Source organism: Micromonospora echinofusca, assembly GCF_900091445.1.
GTDB classification, from domain to species: Bacteria; Actinomycetota; Actinomycetes; order Mycobacteriales; family Micromonosporaceae; genus Micromonospora; species Micromonospora echinofusca.
Window position 1 is genome coordinate 4,282,365 of the sequence record NZ_LT607733.1, and the last position, 20,001, is coordinate 4,302,365.

The window sequence follows — 20,001 nt, forward strand, 5'->3', positions numbered from 1 at the left end:
GACCCCCGACGGTGCCTGTCGAGCTGCCCCGTCCATGGGACCGCCCATCCACCCGAACCGTCCACCCGCCCGCCCGGCGACACGACCGCCCACCCGCCCGGCCATGCGACCGCCAGCCCGCCGGGCAGCTCGGCGGCGGACGCACCGCCAGCCCCACCGCACTGCCAGCCCGCCCCCACCGCACGGGCTGCCCCACCGCACGGGGCAGCTCGACAGCGTCCACGCGATGCACCCGGCCAGCCGGGCAGAACCAGAACCACAGCCCTCGACGGACCGGACGAAGGGGCGGCGGCCAGGCCCGACGAAAGAGGGCGGCCGGCCCGGACGGATGGGGGGACGGCCGGGACCGGTCGTCCGGTGGCGGCCGGTTCAAGCCCGCACGGGCGGGTAGCACTCCTGGGAGCCGGCACAGGAGGGACGACGGACATGAAGGCGCTGACCTGGCAGGGCAAACGGGACGTACGGGTGGAGGATGTGCCCGATCCGCGGATCGAGGAGCCGACCGACGCCGTCGTCCGGATCACCTCGACCGCGATCTGCGGCTCGGACCTGCACCTGTACGAGGTGCTCGGGCCGTTCCTGAAGCCCGGCGACGTCCTCGGCCACGAGCCGATGGGCATCGTGGAGGAGGTGGGCCCGGGGGTGACCCGCCTCAAGCCGGGCGACCGGGTGGTGGTGCCGTTCAACATCTCCTGCGGCTCCTGCTGGATGTGCGACCGGCAGCTGTACGCGCAGTGCGAGACCACGCAGGTCACCGCCGAGGGCAAGGGCGCCGCGCTGTTCGGCTACACCTCGCTCTACGGCTCGGTACCCGGCGGGCAGGCCGAGTACCTGCGGGTGCCGCACGCCCAGTTCGGCCCGATCAAGGTGCCCGACGCCGGGCCCGACGAACGCTGGCTCTACCTGTCCGACATCCTGCCGACCGCCTGGCAGGCGGTGAAGTACGCCGACACCCCGCGCGGCGGCACCCTCGCCGTCTTCGGGCTCGGGCCGGTCGGCCAGTTCTGCGCCCGTATCGGCCGGCACCTCGGCGCGGACCGGGTCATCGGGCTGGACCTGGTGCCGGAGCGGTTGGCGATGGCCCGCCGGCACGGCATCGAGGTCCTCGACGTCAGCGAGCTGGACGACGTGCCCGGCGCGCTGATCGACCTCGTCGACGGGCGCGGCCCCGACGCGGTCATCGACGCGGTGGGCATGGAGGCCCACGGCGCGCCCCTCGGCAAGCTCGCCCAGACCGCCGCCGGGCTGCTGCCCGACAAGCTCGCGCAGACCATGACCGACAAGGTCGGCGTCGACCGGCTGGTCGTACTCAAGGCCGCGCTCAAGGCCGTGCGCCGGGGCGGCACCGTCTCCGTCTCCGGCGTCTACGGCGGCGAGGTCGACCCGATGCCGCTCATGGAGATGTTCGACCGGGGCGTCCAGCTGCGCATGGGGCAGTGCCACGTACGCCGGTGGACCGACGAGATCATCCCGCTGCTCTCGGGCGACGACGACCCGCTGGGCGTGGCGGACCTGCGTACCCACCGGGTGCCGCTGGCGCAGGCGCCGCAGGCGTACGAGATGTTCCAGAAGAAGGAGGACGGCTGCGTCAAGGTCGTGCTGGCACCGTGACCCGGACGGTGGTCGTGACCGGCGCGACCAGCGGGATCGGCCGGGCGGCGGCCCGGGCCTTCGCCGAACGCGGAGACCGGCTCGTGCTCGCCGCCCGTTCCCCCGTCGCACTCGCCGCCGTCGGCGACGAGTGCCGGGCCGCCGGCGCGCAGGCGCTGGAGGTGCCCACCGACGTCACCGCCGACGGCGCGCTCGCGGCGCTCGCCGACGCGGCCCTCGGCCGGTTCGGCGGCGTCGACGTCTGGGTGCACACCGCGGCGGTGATGGCGTACGGCCGGTTCGAGGAGACCCCGGAGCGGGTCTTCGAGCAGGTGGTACGCACCGACCTGCTCGCCGCCGCCGCGGTGGCCCGGGTGGCGCTGCGCCGGTTCCGGGCCGACGGCGGGGGGACGCTCATCCTCACCGGATCGGTGCTGGGGCACATCACCGCGCCGTACATGAGCGGCTACGTGGCGAGCAAGTGGGGGTTGCAGGGGCTGACCCGCACGTTGCAGCAGGAGGCCCGGGAGACCCCGGGCGTGCACGTGTGCATCGTGAACCCCGGCAGCGTGGACACCCCGGTCTACCAGCGGGCCGCAAACTACCTCGGCCGCGTCGGCCGACCCCCGCTGCCGGTCACCACCCCGGAACGGGTGGCCCGGGCCATCGTGGACTGCGCCGACCGGCCCCGCCGGGAGGTGTCGGTGGGCCGGGTCAACACGGTCATGCGGGTCGGCTTCACCGTGTTCCCCGGCGTCTACGACGCCCTCGTCGGGCCGTTGATGCGGCTGGCCGGGCTGACCGACCGTCCTATCGCGCCGCACGACGGCACGGTGTTCGCGCCGGACCCGGCCGCCGCGTCGGTACGCGGCGGCTGGCTGCCCGACCTGGCACGGGTGGCGCGGGCCGTCGGGGAACTGCCCGGCCCGGTCGTCGCGGCCGTCCGGCGTCGGCTGCGGTGAACCCCGCACGGGATCACCGGCGTCGATCGTTTCGCCTAGGGTGGTGGGCCGGTAAGCGCTCCGGCCCACCACGACGGGAGAGACGATTGACTATCCGGGTGAACCGCAGGACCGCGCTGGGACTGGGCACGGTGGCCACGGCGGGAACGGTGCTCGGCGCCGCGACGCCGGCCGTCGCCGCCCCCGAGGTCGCCGAGCCGGCTCCGACGACGCCCCGGCAGGCGGCCCGCCGGGTGGCCGCGATCTACGAGCGGGAGACGGTGGCAGCGGGGGGCAACTGGCAGGCGTACGTCAGCGTCGCCGACCCGGCCGGCGCACCGCAGGTGGCGGTCTCCGACGAGCCCGACCGGCGCCTCGAGGCGTACAGCGTCAACAAGATCGCGGTGGCCGTGGCGGTGCTCGACAAGGTCGACCGGGGGCTGCTGACGCTCGACCAGCGGGTCGAGGTGACCGAGGCGATCGTGGTGCCCGGCGGCGACGGCATGTTCAGCCTCGACGGGGCGTACCCGAGCTTCGTGACGCTCGGCCACGTGCTGGCCAACCTGCTGACCGTCTCCGACGACACGGCCGTGCGGCTCTGCGGCCTGGTCTGCCCCGCCGCCGAACTCAACGACATCCTGCGCGGCAAGGGCTTCCCGAACACCCAGGTGCAGCCGGTGGCCAACCCCAACCGGTTCTTCCTCGGCACCAGCACGCCCCGGGAGACCCACGACCTGCTGCGCGCGCTGGTGGCCGGCACGCTGCTCTCGCCGGCCGGCACGGCGTTCGTGCTGCGGCTGCTGCGCGCCCCCGTCGCGTACACCGACGGGATCCGGCGGGTCATGTCCTCCACCGAGCGGGCCCGGGTCGCCACGAAGGCGGGCTGGTTCGCCGACGCCCGGCACGAGGCCGGGGTGATCTTCGACATGGCCGGCGCGCCCGTGCTCACGTACGCCCTCTTCGCCGACGGCCAGGCCGAGCCGGACGACTACGGCGCCACGCACCCCGCCGTCGCGGCCCGCGCCCGGATGGGCCGGCGCTTCCTCGCCGCGGTCGACCGTCTCACCGGCACCGGCGTCACCCACCGACCGACCGCGCAGCGACCCAGCAACGGCGGCTGAGCCGCCCCTCGACGCCCGGGGCCCGCCTCGACGGCGGGCCCCGCCGACCTTCCGGCGCTCCCCCGACCGCCGGGCTACCGTGTACGACGGGACACGGCGGAGGGACGACGATGGGCGCACCAGCGGAACGTGCGGGACCCGAGGGGACCCTCGGACGGCGGCTGCGCGGGGCGGCCGGGCTGGCCGCGCTGGCCGGGCTCGCGTGGGTGGCCCGGGACGTGCCGGCGGCGCTCGGCGGCCGGCTCACCGGCGCCCGCGCGGAGCGGGCCGCCCGCTCGCCCCGGTTCCACGACGGCGCCTTCCGCAACCCGGGTGGCTCCCGCTCGATGGCCGGCACCCCCGACCGCAACCTGGTCCGCGAGCTGCTCTTCGGCAAGCAGAAGCGCCGGCCGAGCGTCGCCGTGCCGCTGCTGCGCCCCGGCACCGCCCCGGCCGCCGACGCGGGACGTGAGCTGAACGTCGTCTGGTACGGCCACGCCTCCGCCCTGATCGAGATCGAGGGCCGACGGGTGCTGCTCGACCCGGTGTGGAGCGACCGGTGCTCCCCGTCGAGCCTCGTCGGTCCGCGCCGCCTGCACCGGCCACCGGTGCGCCTCGACGAACTGCCCCCGGTCGACGCGATCCTGATCTCGCACGACCACTACGACCACCTCGACATGGCGACCGTCCAGGCGCTGCTGGGCAGCCAGTCGGCGCCGTTCCTCGTGCCCCTGGGCGTGGGCGCGCACCTGGACCGCTGGGGCGTACCGGCCGGGCGGATCGTCGAGCTGGACTGGGCGGAGAGCCACCGGGTGGCGGAGCTGGAGATCACCGCCACCGCCGCCCAGCACTTCTCCGGCCGGGGGCTGCGCCGCGACGGCACGCTCTGGAGCTCCTGGGTCGTCGCCGGCGCGCACCGGAAGGTCTTCTACACCGGCGACTCCGGCTACTTCGACGGCTACGCCGAGATCGGCGAGCGGCACGGGCCGTTCGACGTGACGCTGATGCAGATCGGCGCGTACGACCGGGCCTGGCCGAGCATCCACATGTTCCCCGAGGAGGCCGTCGCCGCACACCTCGACCTGCGCGGCGGGCTGCTCGTGCCGGTGCACTGGGCGACGTTCAACCTGGCCCTGCACGACTGGTCCGAGCCGGTGGACCGGATCTGGGCCGAGGCGAAGGCCCGGGACGTGCGCCTCGCCGTGCCCCGCCCCGGCGAGCGGGTGGTGGTGGACGACCCGCCCGCCGTCGACGGCTGGTGGCAGGCCGTCGCCTGAGTGCCGTGGGGTGGGCCGTGGCGCCACCCCTCAGGCCGTGGGCCTGCCGTGGCGCCGCCCCTCAGAGCACGAAGGCGTCGGTCCAGAGCGCCCCGGAGCGGCCCGACAGGGCGTCCAGCATGGCGACCGCCTGGCCGTCGGTGAGCTGGGCGACGAAGTCAACGATCGCCCGCCCGCGCGCCTTGCCGATCCGGTCCGGCGTACGCGGGTGCAGCTCCGCCTCGGCCAACTCCACCAGGTCGTGCAGCCGGCGCGGCAACCGGGACTCCTCCTCGGGGTCGAGGAGCCACTCCAGCAGCGCCTCCACCAGGGTGCCCAGCAGCCGGGCCTGCCCGCGCTGGTGCAGGGCCAGGTCGGGCCGGGCCAGCACGAACCGGTGGTGGACGAACTTGAGCACCTGCACCTCGTGCCACTGTGCGGGGGCGAGCAGCACGTGCCCGGAGCGCACCGCCGGCTGTTCGACCACCGTGATCGCATCGACGAAGCGGGTCGTCCAGCGGGCGGAGAACCGGGCCACGTACTGCTCGGCCTCGATGGAGCCGTCGAAGGGCATGGCCAGCAGCCCCTCCACCAGCTCCTCGCGGACGTGCTCGACGGCGGCGGCGAACGCCTCGTCGTCGGCGATCCAGGCGTCCTTGCGGTGCAGTTGGCGGCGCAGCCGCTCGATCGCCGAGCCGGGTCGGCGGGCGGCGGCGGCCAGGGCCGCGTCGGTGATCGCTCGCAGGTGCCCGCTCTCGCGCTGCCAGGCCATCAGCTCGGCGGCCACGGCACCCTGCTGGAGCACCCCGACCCGGTAGAAGTCCTCGACGTCGTGGATCGCGTACGCGATGTCGTCGGCGGTGTCCATGATCGACGCTTCGGGGGTCTGCTGCCAGTCCGGGATGCGCCCCACGAACGGCTCCCGGGCCTGCCGCAGGTCGCCGATCTCCGTGCGGTACGCCCCGAACTTCGACGAGCCGCTGCCCGGGTCGTCCGGCGGCGGGGTGGCGCCGCGCGGCGGCGGGTCCAGCAGCCGGGGGTGCGGGTCGGGATGGTCCAGCCGCGTCCACGGGTACTTCAGCAGCGCGGCCCGCACCGCCGCCGTGAGGTCCAGGCCGGTGGTCGCCGCGCCGCGGATCTCGGTGCTGGTGACGATCCGGTACGACTGGGCGTTGCCCTCGAAGCCGTCGGTCAGCCCGAGGCGCTGGCGGGCCAGCCGGTCCAGCACCCGCTCCCCCAGGTGCCCGAACGGCGGGTGGCCGAGGTCGTGGGCGAGCGCGGCGGCCTCCACCACGTCCGGGTCGCAGCCGCCCAGCTTCTCCAGCAGGTCGCGGTGCCGGCCGTCGGCGGTGAGCCGCTCGGCGATGGCCCGCGCGACCTGCGCCACCTTGAGGCTGTGGGTGAGCCGGTTGTGCACGAGCAGGCCGGAGCCGCCGGGGCTGACGACCTGGGTGACGCCGTTGAGCCGGGCGAAGAACGGCGAGGCCACGATGCGGTCGCGGTCGGCCCGGAACGGGCTGGCGGCCAGGTCGCCGAGCGCCCGGGCACTGCCGCCGAAGAGCCGCCGGGCGCGCGGGTCCGCGGGAGGTTCCATGATCGCCACGCTAGCGCAGCGTGGGCCGTGGCGCCGACGGTCACCGCCGGCACGCCGGGCCGGGGGCGGCGACGGACGTCGGTGCGGGCCGGCAGAATGCACAGCGGAACCCACACCGAAGGCGGATCGAGATCGTGACCCTCTCTGTTCATCAGCGGATCGCCGACGAGCTCGGCGTCGCCGAGCGTCAGGTACGGGCGGCCGTGGAGCTGCTCGACGGCGGCGCCACCGTGCCGTTCATCGCCCGCTACCGCAAGGAGGCCACCGGCCTGCTCGACGACACCCAGCTGCGCACCCTGGAGGAGCGGCTGCGCTACCTGCGCGAGCTGGACGAGCGGCGCGCGGCGGTGCTGGAGTCGGTCCGCGGGCAGGGCAAGCTCGACGAGGCCCTGGAAGCGCAGATCATGGCGGCCGACTCGAAGTCCCGCCTGGAGGACATCTACCTGCCCTACAAGCCCAAGCGCCGCACGCGGGCGCAGATCGCCCGCGAGGCCGGGCTTGAGCCGCTGGCCGAGTCGCTGCTGACCGACCCGTCGCAGGACCCCCGGGAGGCCGCCGCCGGCTACGTCGACGCGGAGAAGGGCGTGGCCGACCCGGCCGCCGCACTGGAGGGCGCCCGGGCCATCCTCATCGAGCGTTTCGCCGAGGACGCCGACCTGATCGGCACGCTGCGCGAGCAGATGTGGTCGCGGGGCCGGCTGGTCTCCCGCGTACGCGACGGGCAGGAGGCGGCCGGCGCCAAGTTCGCCGACTACTTCGACTTCGCCGAGCCGTACCCGAAGCTGCCCTCGCACCGGATCCTCGCCATGTTCCGGGGCGAGAAGGAGGGTGTGCTCGACCTGACGATGGAGCCCGAGGAGGCCGGCGACGCCGACGCGGTGCCGACCGGGCCGAGCCGCTACGAGGCGGTGATCGCGGGGCGGTTCGGCGTCACCGACAAGGGCCGGCCGGCGGACCGGTGGCTGGCCGACACGGTGCGCTGGGCCTGGCGCACCCGGATCCTCATCCACCTCGGGGCCGACCTGCGGATGCGCCTGTGGCAGGCGGCCGAGGAGGAGGCGGTACGGGTCTTCGCCACCAACCTGCGGGACCTGCTGCTCGCCGCGCCGGCCGGCACCCGGCCCACCATGGGGCTGGACCCGGGCCTGCGTACCGGGGTGAAGGTCGCCGTCGTGGACGCCACCGGCAAGGTGGTCGCCACCGACACGATCTACCCGCACGAGCCGCGCCGGCAGTGGGACGCCTCGATCGAGACCCTCGCCCGGCTGGCCGGGGCGCACGGCGTCGAGCTGGTCGCCATCGGCAACGGCACCGCCAGCCGGGAGACCGACAAGCTCGCCGGTGAGCTGATCAAGCGGTACCCGCAGCTCAACCTGACGAAGGTGGTGGTCTCCGAGGCCGGCGCGTCGGTCTACTCCGCCTCCGCGTACGCCTCGCAGGAGCTGCCCGGGCTGGACGTCTCGCTGCGCGGCGCGGTCTCCATCGCCCGGCGTCTGCAGGACCCGCTCGCCGAGCTGGTGAAGATCGACCCGCGCTCGATCGGCGTCGGCCAGTACCAGCACGACCTGTCCGAGGTGAAGCTCTCCCGGTCGCTGGACGCGGTGGTCGAGGACTGCGTCAACGCGGTGGGCGTGGACGTCAACACCGCCTCCGCGCCGCTGCTGACCCGGGTTTCGGGCATCGGCGCCGGGCTGGCGGAGAACATCGTGCTGCACCGCGACGCGAACGGGCCGTTCCGCACCCGCGCGGAGCTGAGGAAGGTCGCCCGGCTCGGGCCGAAGGCCTTCGAGCAGTGCGCCGGCTTCCTGCGCATCCCCGGCGGCGACGACCCGCTGGACTCCTCCAGCGTGCACCCCGAGGCGTACCCGGTGGTGCGCCGGATCCTGTCCAAGACGGGGCAGGACCTGCAGTCGCTGATCGGCAGGAGCAACATCCTGCGGGGGCTGCGGGCCACCGACTTCGTCGACGACACCTTCGGTCTGCCCACCGTCACCGACATCCTCGCCGAGTTGGAGAAGCCGGGCCGCGACCCGCGGCCGGAGTTCCGCACCGCCACCTTCGTCGAGGGGGTGGAGAAGATCAGCGACCTGGTGCCGGGCATGGTGCTGGAGGGCGTGGTGACCAACGTGGCCGCGTTCGGCGCGTTCGTGGACGTCGGCGTGCACCAGGACGGGCTCGTGCACGTCTCGGCTATGTCCCGCACGTTCGTCAAGGACCCGCGTGAGGTGGTCAAGTCCGGCGACGTGGTCCGGGTCAAGGTGCTGGACGTCGACGTACCCCGCAAGCGGATCTCGCTCACCCTCCGGTTGGAGGACGACGCGGAGGCGGGGCGCGGCGAACCGCAGGGCGGTGGCCGGCGGGAGCGCGGCGGCGGGCAGGGCGGCGGCGGGCAGGGCGGCGGCCGTGGCGGCCCGGGCGCCGGTGGCCGCGGTGGACAGGGCGGCAGTCGCGGCGGGCAGGGCGGTGGCCGGGAGGGCCGCGGCGGCGGGCCGCAGCAGCGGCAGGGCCGCGGCGGTGGCGCGGCGGCGCCGGCCAACGACGCGATGGCGGAGGCACTGCGCCGCGCCGGCCTCGCCTGAGCGCCGGCCGGGGCACGGCCCCGCCGCAGGAACGGACGCTGTCGGGCTGACGCCGCCGGTGGGCCAGCCCGCCGTGTCGTGTGCGGCTCAGCTCGACAGCGTCCGACACCACCATCCCGTCCGATGGCAGGGCGCCTCATCCGCCCGGCGGCGGACAGGGCGTCACACCCGTCCGGCGGCGCGGGGCGTCGCGTACCTTCGGGGTCGTGGCATCCGACGACGGCCCGGACTGGCGGGAGCGGCAGCGACAGGCGGTGCGGGCGCACGCGGCGGCCGACGAGCAGCGCCGTGCGGCGGAGCGGGCCGAGGCGGCTGAGCTGGTGGCCCGGTTCGTCGCCGAGGCCGTCCGGCGCGGGCTGCCGCCGACGCCCCTGACCGCGCGGTCCTACAACGGGCGGGGTCGGTACCGGACGCGGTTGCGCGGCTGGTACGTCGACCGGGCCCGGAGCCGCGCCGTGGACACCGACGGACGGTTCCATCTGCTGACCGTGCCGGGCGGTCTGCGCGCGCGGCTGTTCGGCGCCGATCCGGAGCCCAGCCCGCCGCCGCTGGTCGTCGGCGCGGGCGGTCGCGACGGCGAGTCGATCCCGCTGGAGGTCCTGCTGGCCCGGCGGCTCGACGGGAACGACGGCCCCTGACGCTGGTCAGCGCGGAGCGCTTGCCTGGCGCTCCCCTGCCGGCGACCGATCACCGGAACAGACCCTCGGACTCCGGACCACGTCGGTCAGCGGTCGCTCCGCGACCGCCACTGTCCCTTCCCCGTCGATCATCCGCCGGGCACCCCGCTGCCCTCAGCTGCCCGGGCCGGGTACGAAGGTCGGCCGGGTCGAAGCCGTGTCCTCGGCGGGACTTTCGAGGTTGATCCGACGGATTGCGGGGGGAGTGTCGAGGTTGTCGGCTCTCCGAGTGCAATTCACTGATAGGACTGTTTCGTAGTCTTTGACGGTTTTGCCGGGAGGTCGGATCGGTGTCGGTGTCTGGACTCGTGAACGCACCCGAGCGCTCCGCACCCGCCCCGGCACGGCCGGAGCGGGGCAAACGGGTCCTCGACGTGACCGTGGCGATCGCCCTGCTGGTCCTGACCGCGCCGGTGCTCGCGGTGGTCGCCGCTCTCGTCGCGGTGGGACTCGGCCGGCCGGTGCTCTTCCGGCAATGTCGTGCGGGGCGGCACGGTCTCCCGTTCGAGCTGGTCAAGTTCCGGACCATGCGTCCCATGGACGCGCGCCGCGGGCTGGTGACCGACGCCGAACGGCTCACGCCACTGGGGCGTTGGCTGCGGGCCACCAGCCTGGACGAGCTGCCCACGCTGTGGAACGTGCTGCGGGGCGACATGAGCCTGGTCGGTCCCCGGCCGCTGCTGCCCGAGTACCTCACCCGGTACTCGCCCACCCAGGCCCGCCGGCACGAGGTCCGCCCCGGTGTCACCGGCCTGGCCCAGGTACGCGGACGCAACAGCCTGAGCTGGGAGGACAAGCTGGAGCTCGACGTGACCTACGTGGACACCCGGAACCTCCGTCTCGACCTGGCGATTCTCGGCGCGACGGTGCGGACCGTCCTGCGCCGCGAGGGCATCTCCGCGAACGGATCGGCGACCGCACCCGAGTTCCTCGGGAGCCCGCGGTGAGCCGGACCATCTACCTCTCCCCGCCCGACGTCGGGCCGCTGGAGGAGTCGTACGTCCTCGCGGCCCTCCGGTCGGGCTGGGTGGCCCCGGTCGGCCCGGACCTCGACGCCTTCGAGAGCGAGGTGGCCCGGCGGGTCGGCACGCAGGGCGCGGTGGCGGTCAGCTCCGGAACCGCCGCGTTGCACCTGGCCCTGCTCGGTGTCGGCGTCGGCCCCGGAGATGTCGTCATCGTGCCGACGTTGACCTTCGTCGCCACGGCCAACGCGGTCCGCTACATCGGCGCGCGGCCCGTCTTCGTCGACTGTGATCCGCACAGTGGCAACATCGACGTCGCCCTGCTGGCCGAACTGCTGGGTCGACTGCGCGAGCGGGGTGAACGGATCGCCGCCGTGGTTCCGGTCGACATGTTCGGCAGCTGCGTCGACTACACGGCGCTGCTGCCGGTGTGCGCCGAGGCGGACGTGCCGGTGGTCGAGGACGCCGCGGAGGCGTTGGGCGCGCACCACCACGGCCGGGCCGCCGGCTCGTTCGGTCGGATCGGCGCGCTGTCGTTCAACGGCAACAAGATCATCACGACGTCGGGCGGCGGCATGCTGGTCTCCGACGACCCGGCGCTGCTGAGCCGGGCCCGGCACCTCGCGACCCAGGCGCGGGAACCCACGCCGCACTACGAGCATCGTGAGACCGGCTTCAACTACCGCCTGAGCAACCTGCTCGCCGCGCTGGGTCGGGCCCAGCTGGTACGGCTGGACGGGATGATCTGGCGCCGCCGGCAACTCCGCGAGCACTACGCCAAACTGTTCGCGTCGGTGCCGGGCGTCGAGCTGGTCGGTGCCGAGGACGCCGAAGCCAACTGCTGGCTCACGTGCATCCGCGTCGACCCGCAGCGGTCCGGTTGGCGTGCCGCCGAACTGGGTGCGCACCTGGCCGGCCGGGACATCGAGACGCGCCCGGTGTGGAAACCGATGCACCGCCAGCCGGTCTTCGCGGGTGCCGAGAGCCTGCTGACCGGTGCCGCCGACGCGCTCTTCGCCGACGGGCTCACGTTGCCGAGCGGCAGCGCGCTCACCGAGCAGCAGGTGACGTCGGTCCTCGGGGCGATCGACGAGTTTCTGACCGCCCGCGTGGGCGCGACGACAGCGTGACGATCCCACTGGTGGTCGTCGGCTGTGGCGGCCACGGCCGGGAGGTCCTCACGATCGCCCGCGCGATGGACGTCGACGCGCGCCGGCCGCGCTGGCGACTGCTCGGCTTCGTCGACGACCGCCCCTCGGAGGAGAACCTCAAGCGGGTGCAGCGGCTCGATGTGCCCTTCCTCGGCGGAGTCGCCTGGCTCCGGGACGCGCCGCCGGACACGCACCACGTGATCGGAATCGGCGACCCCCGCATCCGGCGTGCGGTGGCTCGGCGCGTCGAGGACCACGGCACCGCGGCGGCCAGCGTCGTCCACCCGGCGGCCACGATCGGGCCGGACATCGTGCACGGGCCGGGCTTCGTCGCGTTCCCGGGAGCCCGGGTCACCACCAACGTCACTCTCGGTCGGCACGTGCACCTCAACCAGAACGCCACGGTCGGGCACGACAGCACGCTCGCCGACTTCGTGTCCGTCAACCCGCTGGCCGCCGTCTCCGGTGACTGCCACCTGGCCGAGGGCGTCCTGATCGGTACGACCGCCGCCGTGTTGCAGGGCCTGCGGGTCGGACGGGACAGCACGGTCGGTGCGGGCGCCTGCGTGGTCCGGGACGTCCCCGACGGCGTGGTGGTCAAGGGCGTCCCGGCCCGCTGAGCCGGAAGGCGGGCCCGGTTCCGCCGGTCTCACCAAACCGCCCAAAACGCCATAAAAAGGTAGTAGAAACCTTTATGTAACGAATTTGCCCCGCCCGTGTGTGCGGGAAGTGGTCGACATACGCGACAAGGAGCACACATGCCGCTGGAGACGGACACCTCGCGACGCACACCGGCCGCCGATCGTCGTGCCCGGGCCCGACGCCGCACCGCCGGCTTCCTGGCCACGGACACCACCGCCTGGCTCGGTGGCTTCCTCGCGGCGGCGTGGACGCGCTACGAGTTCCACCTGCCACCGGGGCTGTTGCCCAGGGCCGTCGGCATCGGCGTCGCCGCCGCGCTGGTGCACATCGCCGTCGCGGCGGTCCGCCGGCTCTACTCCGGACGACACCCGCTGGGCAGCCTCCAGGAGGTGCAGGGTGTCGCCGGAACGGCGATCACGACCTCGGGAATCATGCTGCTCGCGCTGCTCCCGTCGGCGGACCGGCCGGTCCCGGCGAGCACGCCGCTGGTCGCCGGCGCGTTGGCCCTGCTGTTCATGCTCGCCACACGGTTCGCGTACCGGCACCGTCGCGACCTCGCCATGCGGCCGGACGTACGCTCCGCGACACCGGTGCTGCTGTTCGGGATGGGGGAAGCGGGACAGGGCCTGCTCCGGGCGATGCTCGGTGACCCGCGCAGCCGGTACCTCCCCGTCGGCGCCCTCGACGACGACCCGGACAAGCGAAACCTCCGTATCGGTGGCGTACGCGTCCTCGGTGGGCGGCAGCACATCGCCGCCGCCGTCCGCCGCACCGGCGCGACGACGGTCATCTTCGCGGTGGCCAACGCCGACGCCGCCCTGATCCGTGAGATCCGCGAGGCGACGCTGGAGACCGGGGCCGCGTTCAAGGTGCTGCCGCCCATGCGGGACCTGGTGGACCACCGGATCACCGTCACGGACGTGCGGGACGTCCGCATCAGCGATCTGCTCGGCCGCCGTCAGGTCGTCGGTGACCTGCCGCTGAGCACCAGCAGCCTCACCGGCCGACGGGTCCTCGTCACCGGTGCCGGCGGCTCGATCGGCTCGGAGCTCTGCCGGCAGGTGATGAAGGCCGATCCGGGTGAGCTGATGATGCTGGACCGCGACGAGTCCGCCCTGCACGGACTCCAGATGTCCCTCGACGGCCGGGCGCTGCTGGACGGGCCCGAACTCATCCTCGCCGACCTACGCGACGACGAGGGGATCCGGCGCATTATCCGGGAACGCCGGCCGGACGTCATCTTCCACGCGGCGGCGCTCAAGCACCTCCCCCTGCTCCAGCGGCACCCCGGTGAAGCGGTCAAGACGAACGTCTGGGGCACCCTGTCGGTGCTGGACGCCTGCCGTGAGGTGGAACGGTTCGTCAACATCTCCACCGACAAGGCCGCCAACCCGATCAGCGTGCTCGGCTACTCGAAGCGCATCACCGAGCGACTCACCGCGCACGCCGCCTCCCGGTTCCCCGGCACGTTCCTCAGCGTCCGGTTCGGCAACGTGCTCAGCAGCCGCGGCTCGGTGGTCACCGCGTTCCAGCGGCAGATCGAGGCCGGCAATCCCCTCACGGTCACCCACCCTGACGTGACCCGCTACCTGATGACCGTCGAGGAGGCGGTGCACCTGGTGCTCCAGGCCGCCGAGATCGGGCGCGACGGCGAGGCGCTCGTGCTGGACATGGGTGAACCGGTCCGGATCCTCGACATGGCCCGGCAGCTGATCGAGCAGGCCGCCAGCTCGGTGCCGATCGTCTACACCGGGCTCCGCGTGGGCGAGAAGCTGCACGAGGACCTGCTGGGCAGCGGGGAGACCGACACGCGACCGTTCCACCCGCTCGTCTCCCATGTCCCGGTTCCGGCGCTGGACCCGATCGAGATCACCGGGCTGGACCCGTACGACGACCCGGAGAAGGTCATCGAGCAGCTCGCCCTGCTCTGCGTCTCGCCGCTCGACCCGCTTTTCGACCTCGCGCAGGAGACACCGCTGCGCCGCTGACGTGTGAACCGAGCGGCCCGGCGCGCCCAGGAGGCGACCGCCGGGCCGCTGCCGGCGCCCCCACCGGTGTGTCGGCGAGCAGGACGAAGGGAGTTCCTCCAGGTGACATCGACCGACGAGAAGCAGGCGCCGGGGCGGGAGCGGCAGCCGGCGAGCAGACCACTCCGGATCGCCGTTCTGATCAAGACGAACGACGGTGGGCTCTGGATCCTGCCGCAGGTGGAGGCCATGCGTCAGCGGGGACACGAGGTCGTCGTGGTGCTCCCACCCGGCGCCGGCCGGCTCAGCGACGAGCTGCGCCGGCGCCACTTCGACGTGGTCGACTGCCCGTTCCCCTTCCGGCCGGGGCCGTCGATGCTGGCGGGGCTGTGGCGGCTCCGGCGCCTCATCCGCCAGCTGCGACCCGACGTGCTGCAATACCACCTGATCGCGTCCGCGTACGTGGCCCGGATGGCGACGGTCGGCCTGCCGGTGCGCCGGGTGCACACCGTGGCGGGGCCGCTCTACCTCGACTCCCCCGTGATCAGAGCGGCCGAACGTCTGCTGTGGCGGTTGGACGACACCATCATCTGCGGCTGCGCGAACGCCTCCGAGCGGTACGGCGCCCTGGGCTGTCCCGCGCCGCGCCGGGCCGTCGCCACGTACGGGGTGGACACCAGCGCCTTCGACCCCACGAGCGCGGGCCCCGGGACCCGGCTGACCGCCCGCGCCGAACTGGGCATCCCCCGCGACGCCTTCCTCGCCGTCATGGTCGCCTACGTGTACCCGCCGAAGCGGCTCGTCCACGGCGGGCGCGGCATCAAGGGACACGACGTGCTGCTGGCAGCGTGGCCGGAGTTCCGACGGCGGCACCCGGACGCACACCTGCTGCTGGTCGGCGGCGGTTGGACGCCGGCGGGAGTGGCGCACCGCCGGGAGCTGATCGAACGGTTCCGGGTCGCCGAGGATCCGACCATCACCTGGTTGGAGACCGTGCCCGACGTCCGTCCCTGCTACCACGCCGCCGACGTGAGCGTGAGCCCGTCGTTGAGCGAGAGCCACGGCGCGGCGGTCGAGGCGGGGGCGATGGGCGTGCCGAGCATCGTCAGCGACGCCGGCGGTCTCCCGGAGACGGTCGACGAGCGGTCCGGCTGGGTGGTGCCGCGCGACGATCCGGCGGCGCTGCTGGACGCGCTGGAGCACGCCTACGGCGAGTTCGAGGCCGGCACGCTGGCGGGCCGAGGCAAGGCTGCCCGGGACCGGATGGTCGAGCTGTTCGACAACCGGCGGACCGCCCGCACGGTCACCGACGTCTGCGAGCGGGTCGCGACCGGGGCGGGGCACCGGTGAGCGGCCCCGGCGGCGACCTGCCGACCCGGGTCGTGGTGACGACCGAGTCGCGGTTCAGCCGTACGCCCGATGGGCGGGTCTGGGTCGAGGCCGGACCGGACCACTCGGTCTGGCGGCGCTACCTGGTCGCGTTCGACCGGGTGCGGATAGCCGCCCGCACGCGTGACGTCCCCGAGGCCCCCGCCGGCGCCGCCCGGGTGGACGGTGACGGTGTCGAGGTCTGGCCGCTGCCGTACTACGTCGGTCTCGGCCAGTACGTGCGGCAGCGCCGGGCGCTGGCCCGGGCGGCGGCGTCGGCGGCCGGCCCCGGTGACGCGGTCATCCTCCGGGTGCCGTCGCCGGTCGGGTCGCTGCTGGCCGTGGCGCGGGAGCGCGCCCGCCTGCCGTACGCCCTCGAGGTGATCGGTGACCCGTACGACGTGCTGGCCCCCGGCGTGGTCCGGCATCCGCTACGGCCGGTGCTGCGGGCCACGTCGACGCGGCGGTTGCGACAGCAGTGCCGCAGCGCCGCAGCGGTGGCGTACGAGACGGAGCGGCACCTGCAGAGCCGCTACCCCTCGCTGCCGACGGTCCCGACGGCCGGCATCTCCAGCGTGGACCTCCCCCCGGCGGCGTACGTCCCCCGGGCGCGGCCGGTCCGCCCGCGCCTACGGGCGGCGACGCTCGTCTCGATCGGCTCGCTGGAGCAGCTCTACAAGGGCATCGACACCCTCATCGAGGCGCTCGCGCTGCTGACCGGCGACGGTCCGGCCGTCCGGCTGGTGCACGTGGGGGTCGGCGCGTACCGTCCGCAGCTCGAACAGCTCGCGGCACGGCTCGGTGTCGCCGACCGGGTCACCTTCACCGGGCTGCTGCCCACCGTCGAGATGGTCCGCGCGCAGCTGGACGCGGCGGATCTGTTCGTGCTGCCGTCGCGGACCGAGGGCCTGCCGCGCGCCCTGATCGAGGCCATGGCCCGCGCCCTGCCGGCGGTCGGATCCACCGTCGGCGGCATCCCGGAGCTGCTCGCCCGGGGCGACCTGGTCCGACCGGACGACCCGGCGGCGCTGGCCGACAGGATCGCCACCTTCCTGGCCGACCCGGACCGGCTGGCCGCGGCGTCCGCCCGCAACCTGGCCCGGGCCCGCCGGTACGCGGCCGGGGAGCTGGACGCACGGCGCGCCGCCTACTACCGCGCGGTCGCCGAGGCGACGCGCCGCCGAGCGGGACAGGGTGTCCCGGTGCCGGTCCCCCGCTGAGCGACGCACCCGTCACGACGACGACGTCCCGGCACACCGCTCGTGGTGTGCCGGGACGCTGCCGTGCGGTGCCTAGTGGCGACGGCTGGTGGTCGCGGCGCGTGCCCGCGAGCCGGGCACGCCCCGCTCCGCGGCCTCCCGGAGGATCTCCAGGAACCCGCTGAGCTGGTCCTCCCGGTAGAGGCCGTCGAGGGCGGAGGCCGCAACGGCGGGAACCCGCCCGGTGCGGTCCTTCACGGCGAGCCACTCGCGCAGCCGAGCCGCGATCGACTCCCGGTCGTTGCCGACCACCCCGGCGCCGCGGGTACGCAGCAGCTCGGCGGCCACGCCGCCCTCGTAGCCGAGCAGCAGGATCGGGCGGCCGGCGAGGAGATAATCGAAGATCTTGCCGGTGTACGTGCCGGCGTCGCGCGGGTCGTTCCACATCAGCAGGACGAGCACGTCCGCCTCGACCTGGATACGCCAGGACTTCTCGGCGGAGACGTGGCCGAGGAGCGTGACGGAGTCGACGACGCCGGCCCGCTCGGCAGCCGCCCGGACGATGCCGTGGTCGTCACCGGCGAAGACCACGTGCACCCGGGCCGCGTCCGGGCCGAGCAGCGCGATGGCGTCCAGGAGCGGCCCGGGGTCGCGTTTGCCGGGATAGACGTAGCCGGTGTGGGCCAGGGTCAGCGTGGCCGCCGACGGGATCGTGGGGCCCCCGGCCGGCGACGGGGCCGGACGTCGGTCGATCCCGTTCATCACCACGCGGGCGTCGACGCCGAAGGTGCTCCGCAACGCGTCCGCCAGCGGCTCCGAGACGGTCACGCAGGTGGTGACCGTCCGCAGCACCCGCTGCTCCAACCGCCGGTCGAGGGCGCGGCGGGGCCCGGACCGGACCCAGTACTCGTTGCCGACCGACCAGAGATCCCGGTAGTCGGCCACCCAGGGAACGCCGAACCGCCGGGCCAGGGACGACGCCACGACGAACCCGGAGAACGGTGGGCCGGAGGCGACGATCACGTCCGGACGCCACCGGTCCGGCCCGCGCAGGAATCCCCGGACGGCCGCTCTGATCCAGTTGACCTGCGGGTCGGGAACGAGCAGTTCCATGCCGGCCTTCCAGACCCAGCCCTTCGCGACGGCGCGGACCGACGCGAGTGTCGTCGGCGCCGGTGCCGCGCCGCTGGTCGCCGACGTGCCCGTACCGGCCGACCGGTTCAGCCGGGGCAGCCGCGGCGTCGGTTCCGCCCGGACGATCGACGCCTCCGCCAGGCCGGCGTCGCCCGCCTCGGGGGACGGCGCGATGGCGGTGAGGACGCGGACGTCCCAGCCGTGGTCGCGGGCGAACCGGGCGAGGGCTGCCGGCCGGCGTGCGCCGACCGTCTCCGCCGGCGGGAAGTGGTACGACACGAGGAGCAGCCGCGGCGCGTCGCGGCTGTCGGACGGCACGGGCGTCGGCAGGTCGGCGGGCTTGGTGTCGCCCGTACCGGCCCCGTCCGAGGGGTCACGTCTCATCGACGGCACCCCGCACCGGTGGTGACTGGCGTCTCGCCGTGGCGGTACGCATAGCTTCGGGCTCCTCTCCACTTCGACAACTGATCAACGAGCCGCCCGGCGGCCAGGACGCGCCGGAATCCGCCGGGCGTCCCCGTCGCCGGCATCCTCACCCTCTCGGGAGGAGTTCCCGCTCAGGCCGGACGACCGGCACCACGCGGCCGGCGGCCGTGACCGCGCGCAGCGCCATCCACCACGACACCACGTACGCGAGGGCACCTGTGACGCTCATGGACCAGATCGCGGCCAGCGGCGGCAGACCGCTCACGGCGACCACGGTCACCGCGCCCGGGACGAGCAGGGTCCGGCCCACGTCCCAGCCGAGCTGCCGGCCGTGGCGCTCGAAGACGACCAGTGTCTGGGACAGCGGTGCGGCGACGAACTGGGCGGCCATGAAGAGGGCCAGGGCCTGCGCGTACGTGCCGCTGGTCCGCCACTGCGCGCCGAAGAGGAACCCGAACGCGGTGGGTGCCACGACGACGACGGCCGTGGCGCTGGCCACGCCGATCAGCACGAGCTTCCTGGTCGCCCGAACGAAGATCAGCCGGGCCGCGCCGGGGTCCTCCCGGACCGCCCGGGACATCTCCGCGAGGTAGACCTGCGCGACGGCGGACGCTATCAGAGCGGCGGGTACGGCGATGATGCGCTGGGTCATGCCCAGCCACCCGGCGACGGCACCGCCGTACCAGGCGGCGACGAGGAGGACGGGAAGCTGTGTCCCGAGGACGTTCAGCAGCCCCGAAGGCGCGAGCAGGAGCGGGAAACGCCGGTAGCGGCGCGCGACCCGCAGCAGATCACGCCGCCCGGCGCGGGCCTGGCCGGCACGCAGGCCCGCGCCGCGCAGCAGCACCAGCGCCGAGGCGATCTGCCCGACCCCGAGGCCGAGCGCCAGCCCACCGGGGCGCAGCCCGGCCAGGCCCGCCGCGAGCTGGGTGGCCACGATGGCGGTGGACTGCGCCAGGTTCCGTCGGCCGATCGCGCCGTAGCGCCGGCGACGCACCGCGAGCTGGTTCAGCACCAGGACCACACCCATCGCCGCCGCCGTGGGCGGCACCACCCACAACCAGTGCTCCAGCGTGGGCTGGCCGAACAGGACCGCGAGCCGGTCGCCCCAGACCCCGACGACCACCGCACCCACCACGGCCGTGGTGCAGGCGGCGACGCAGCCCAGCGTGACCAGGGCGTACGCGTCACGCTCCCGCTCGGGAAGCGGGACGGCCATCTCGAAGCGGAGGGCCGCGACCGTGCCGATGATCGCCACCAGGGCCGCGACGACGGCGAACGTTCCGAAGTCGGTCGGGCGGTAGAGCCGGGCCAGCAGAGGCACGGCCGCCAGCGCGAGCAGTTGCCCCCCGGCCGAGCCGGCGGCGATCGCGAGGACACCTCGCCGGCTCGCCGACATCCGCGCCGATGGCAGG

The 20,001-nt window shown here is 74.3% G+C and carries 15 protein-coding genes; 12 read left to right on the forward strand and 3 right to left on the reverse strand.

The window, feature by feature from the left end:
- Nucleotides 1–426 precede the first annotated feature (426 nt).
- From GA0070610_RS18105 to GA0070610_RS18120, 4 genes are all read left to right on the forward strand, one after another.
- The gene (locus GA0070610_RS18105; RefSeq protein ID WP_089001140.1) at nt 427–1,611 is read left to right on the forward strand and encodes a zinc-dependent alcohol dehydrogenase; all 1,185 of its coding nucleotides are present in this window, start codon (nt 427–429) and stop codon (nt 1,609–1,611) included.
- Nucleotides 1,608–2,552 (forward strand): SDR family NAD(P)-dependent oxidoreductase, encoded by a 945-nt coding sequence (locus GA0070610_RS18110; RefSeq protein ID WP_089001141.1) that lies wholly within the window; start codon nt 1,608–1,610, stop codon nt 2,550–2,552. Before GA0070610_RS18105 ends, GA0070610_RS18110 begins: the two co-directional genes overlap by 4 nt.
- A 98-nt stretch (nt 2,553–2,650) precedes the next feature.
- A complete protein-coding gene (locus tag GA0070610_RS18115; RefSeq protein ID WP_231925689.1) occupies nt 2,651–3,652 on the forward strand; it encodes a serine hydrolase in 1,002 nt (333 codons plus the stop codon).
- 110 nt (nt 3,653–3,762) lie between these two features.
- Complete coding sequence (locus GA0070610_RS18120) at nt 3,763–4,908, forward strand: MBL fold metallo-hydrolase (RefSeq protein WP_089001143.1); 1,146 nt, start codon at nt 3,763–3,765, stop codon at nt 4,906–4,908.
- 61 nt (nt 4,909–4,969) lie between these two features.
- Here GA0070610_RS18120 and GA0070610_RS18125 read toward each other — a convergent pair whose 3' ends face one another.
- Complete coding sequence (locus GA0070610_RS18125) at nt 4,970–6,481, reverse strand: deoxyguanosinetriphosphate triphosphohydrolase family protein (RefSeq protein WP_089003582.1); 1,512 nt, start codon at nt 6,479–6,481, stop codon at nt 4,970–4,972.
- A gap of 134 nt (nt 6,482–6,615) precedes the next feature.
- Here GA0070610_RS18125 and GA0070610_RS18130 point away from each other — a divergent pair, with 134 nt between their 5' ends.
- From GA0070610_RS18130 to GA0070610_RS18165, 8 genes are all read left to right on the forward strand, one after another.
- Nucleotides 6,616–9,060 (forward strand): Tex family protein, encoded by a 2,445-nt coding sequence (locus GA0070610_RS18130; RefSeq protein WP_231925691.1) that lies wholly within the window; start codon nt 6,616–6,618, stop codon nt 9,058–9,060.
- Between the two features lie 206 nt (nt 9,061–9,266).
- Nucleotides 9,267–9,698, forward strand: coding sequence for a hypothetical protein (locus tag GA0070610_RS18135; RefSeq protein ID WP_089001144.1), 432 nt, complete (start codon nt 9,267–9,269; stop codon nt 9,696–9,698).
- Between the two features lie 347 nt (nt 9,699–10,045).
- On the forward strand, nt 10,046–10,684 hold the full coding sequence (locus tag GA0070610_RS18140) for a sugar transferase (RefSeq protein WP_089001145.1): 639 nt from the start codon (nt 10,046–10,048) through the stop codon (nt 10,682–10,684).
- The gene (locus tag GA0070610_RS18145) at nt 10,681–11,829 is read left to right on the forward strand and encodes an aminotransferase class I/II-fold pyridoxal phosphate-dependent enzyme (protein WP_231925704.1); all 1,149 of its coding nucleotides are present in this window, start codon (nt 10,681–10,683) and stop codon (nt 11,827–11,829) included. Before GA0070610_RS18140 ends, GA0070610_RS18145 begins: the two co-directional genes overlap by 4 nt.
- Nucleotides 11,826–12,470, forward strand: a complete 645-nt coding sequence (locus tag GA0070610_RS18150; protein ID WP_089001146.1) for an acetyltransferase — start codon at nt 11,826–11,828, stop codon at nt 12,468–12,470. Before GA0070610_RS18145 ends, GA0070610_RS18150 begins: the two co-directional genes overlap by 4 nt.
- A gap of 138 nt (nt 12,471–12,608) precedes the next feature.
- Nucleotides 12,609–14,480 (forward strand): nucleoside-diphosphate sugar epimerase/dehydratase, encoded by a 1,872-nt coding sequence (locus GA0070610_RS18155; RefSeq protein ID WP_089001147.1) that lies wholly within the window; start codon nt 12,609–12,611, stop codon nt 14,478–14,480.
- A gap of 102 nt (nt 14,481–14,582) precedes the next feature.
- Nucleotides 14,583–15,809: a glycosyltransferase family 4 protein gene (locus GA0070610_RS18160; protein WP_231925705.1), complete on the forward strand. Its 1,227-nt coding sequence runs from the start codon at nt 14,583–14,585 to the stop codon at nt 15,807–15,809.
- Nucleotides 15,806–17,047 carry a glycosyltransferase family 4 protein gene (locus GA0070610_RS18165; RefSeq protein ID WP_231925707.1) on the forward strand — a complete coding sequence of 414 codons (1,242 nt, stop codon included), beginning with the start codon at nt 15,806–15,808 and terminating at the stop codon, nt 17,045–17,047. The genes GA0070610_RS18160 and GA0070610_RS18165 overlap by 4 nt, the downstream gene beginning before the upstream one ends.
- Before the next feature lie 72 nt (nt 17,048–17,119).
- Here the strand turns inward: GA0070610_RS18165 and GA0070610_RS18170 are convergent, their stop codons facing one another.
- Nucleotides 17,120–18,544: a glycosyltransferase gene (locus tag GA0070610_RS18170; protein ID WP_089001148.1), complete on the reverse strand. Its 1,425-nt coding sequence runs from the start codon at nt 18,542–18,544 to the stop codon at nt 17,120–17,122.
- 148 nt (nt 18,545–18,692) lie between these two features.
- Nucleotides 18,693–19,985, reverse strand: coding sequence for an oligosaccharide flippase family protein (locus tag GA0070610_RS18175; RefSeq protein WP_089001149.1), 1,293 nt, complete (start codon nt 19,983–19,985; stop codon nt 18,693–18,695).
- Between the last annotated feature and the right edge of the window lie 16 nt (nt 19,986–20,001).

Coding starts and splice junctions, on each gene's coding strand:
- GA0070610_RS18105 (WP_089001140.1), top strand. CDS start 427: ATGAAGGCGCTGACCTGGCAGGGCAAACGGGACGTACGGGTGGAGGAT.
- GA0070610_RS18120 (WP_089001143.1), top strand. CDS start 3,763: ATGGGCGCACCAGCGGAACGTGCGGGACCCGAGGGGACCCTCGGACGG.
- GA0070610_RS18125 (WP_089003582.1), bottom strand. CDS start 6,481: ATGGAACCTCCCGCGGACCCGCGCGCCCGGCGGCTCTTCGGCGGCAGT.
- GA0070610_RS18155 (WP_089001147.1), top strand. CDS start 12,609: ATGCCGCTGGAGACGGACACCTCGCGACGCACACCGGCCGCCGATCGT.
- GA0070610_RS18170 (WP_089001148.1), bottom strand. CDS start 18,544: ATGAGACGTGACCCCTCGGACGGGGCCGGTACGGGCGACACCAAGCCC.
- GA0070610_RS18175 (WP_089001149.1), bottom strand. CDS start 19,985: ATGTCGGCGAGCCGGCGAGGTGTCCTCGCGATCGCCGCCGGCTCGGCC.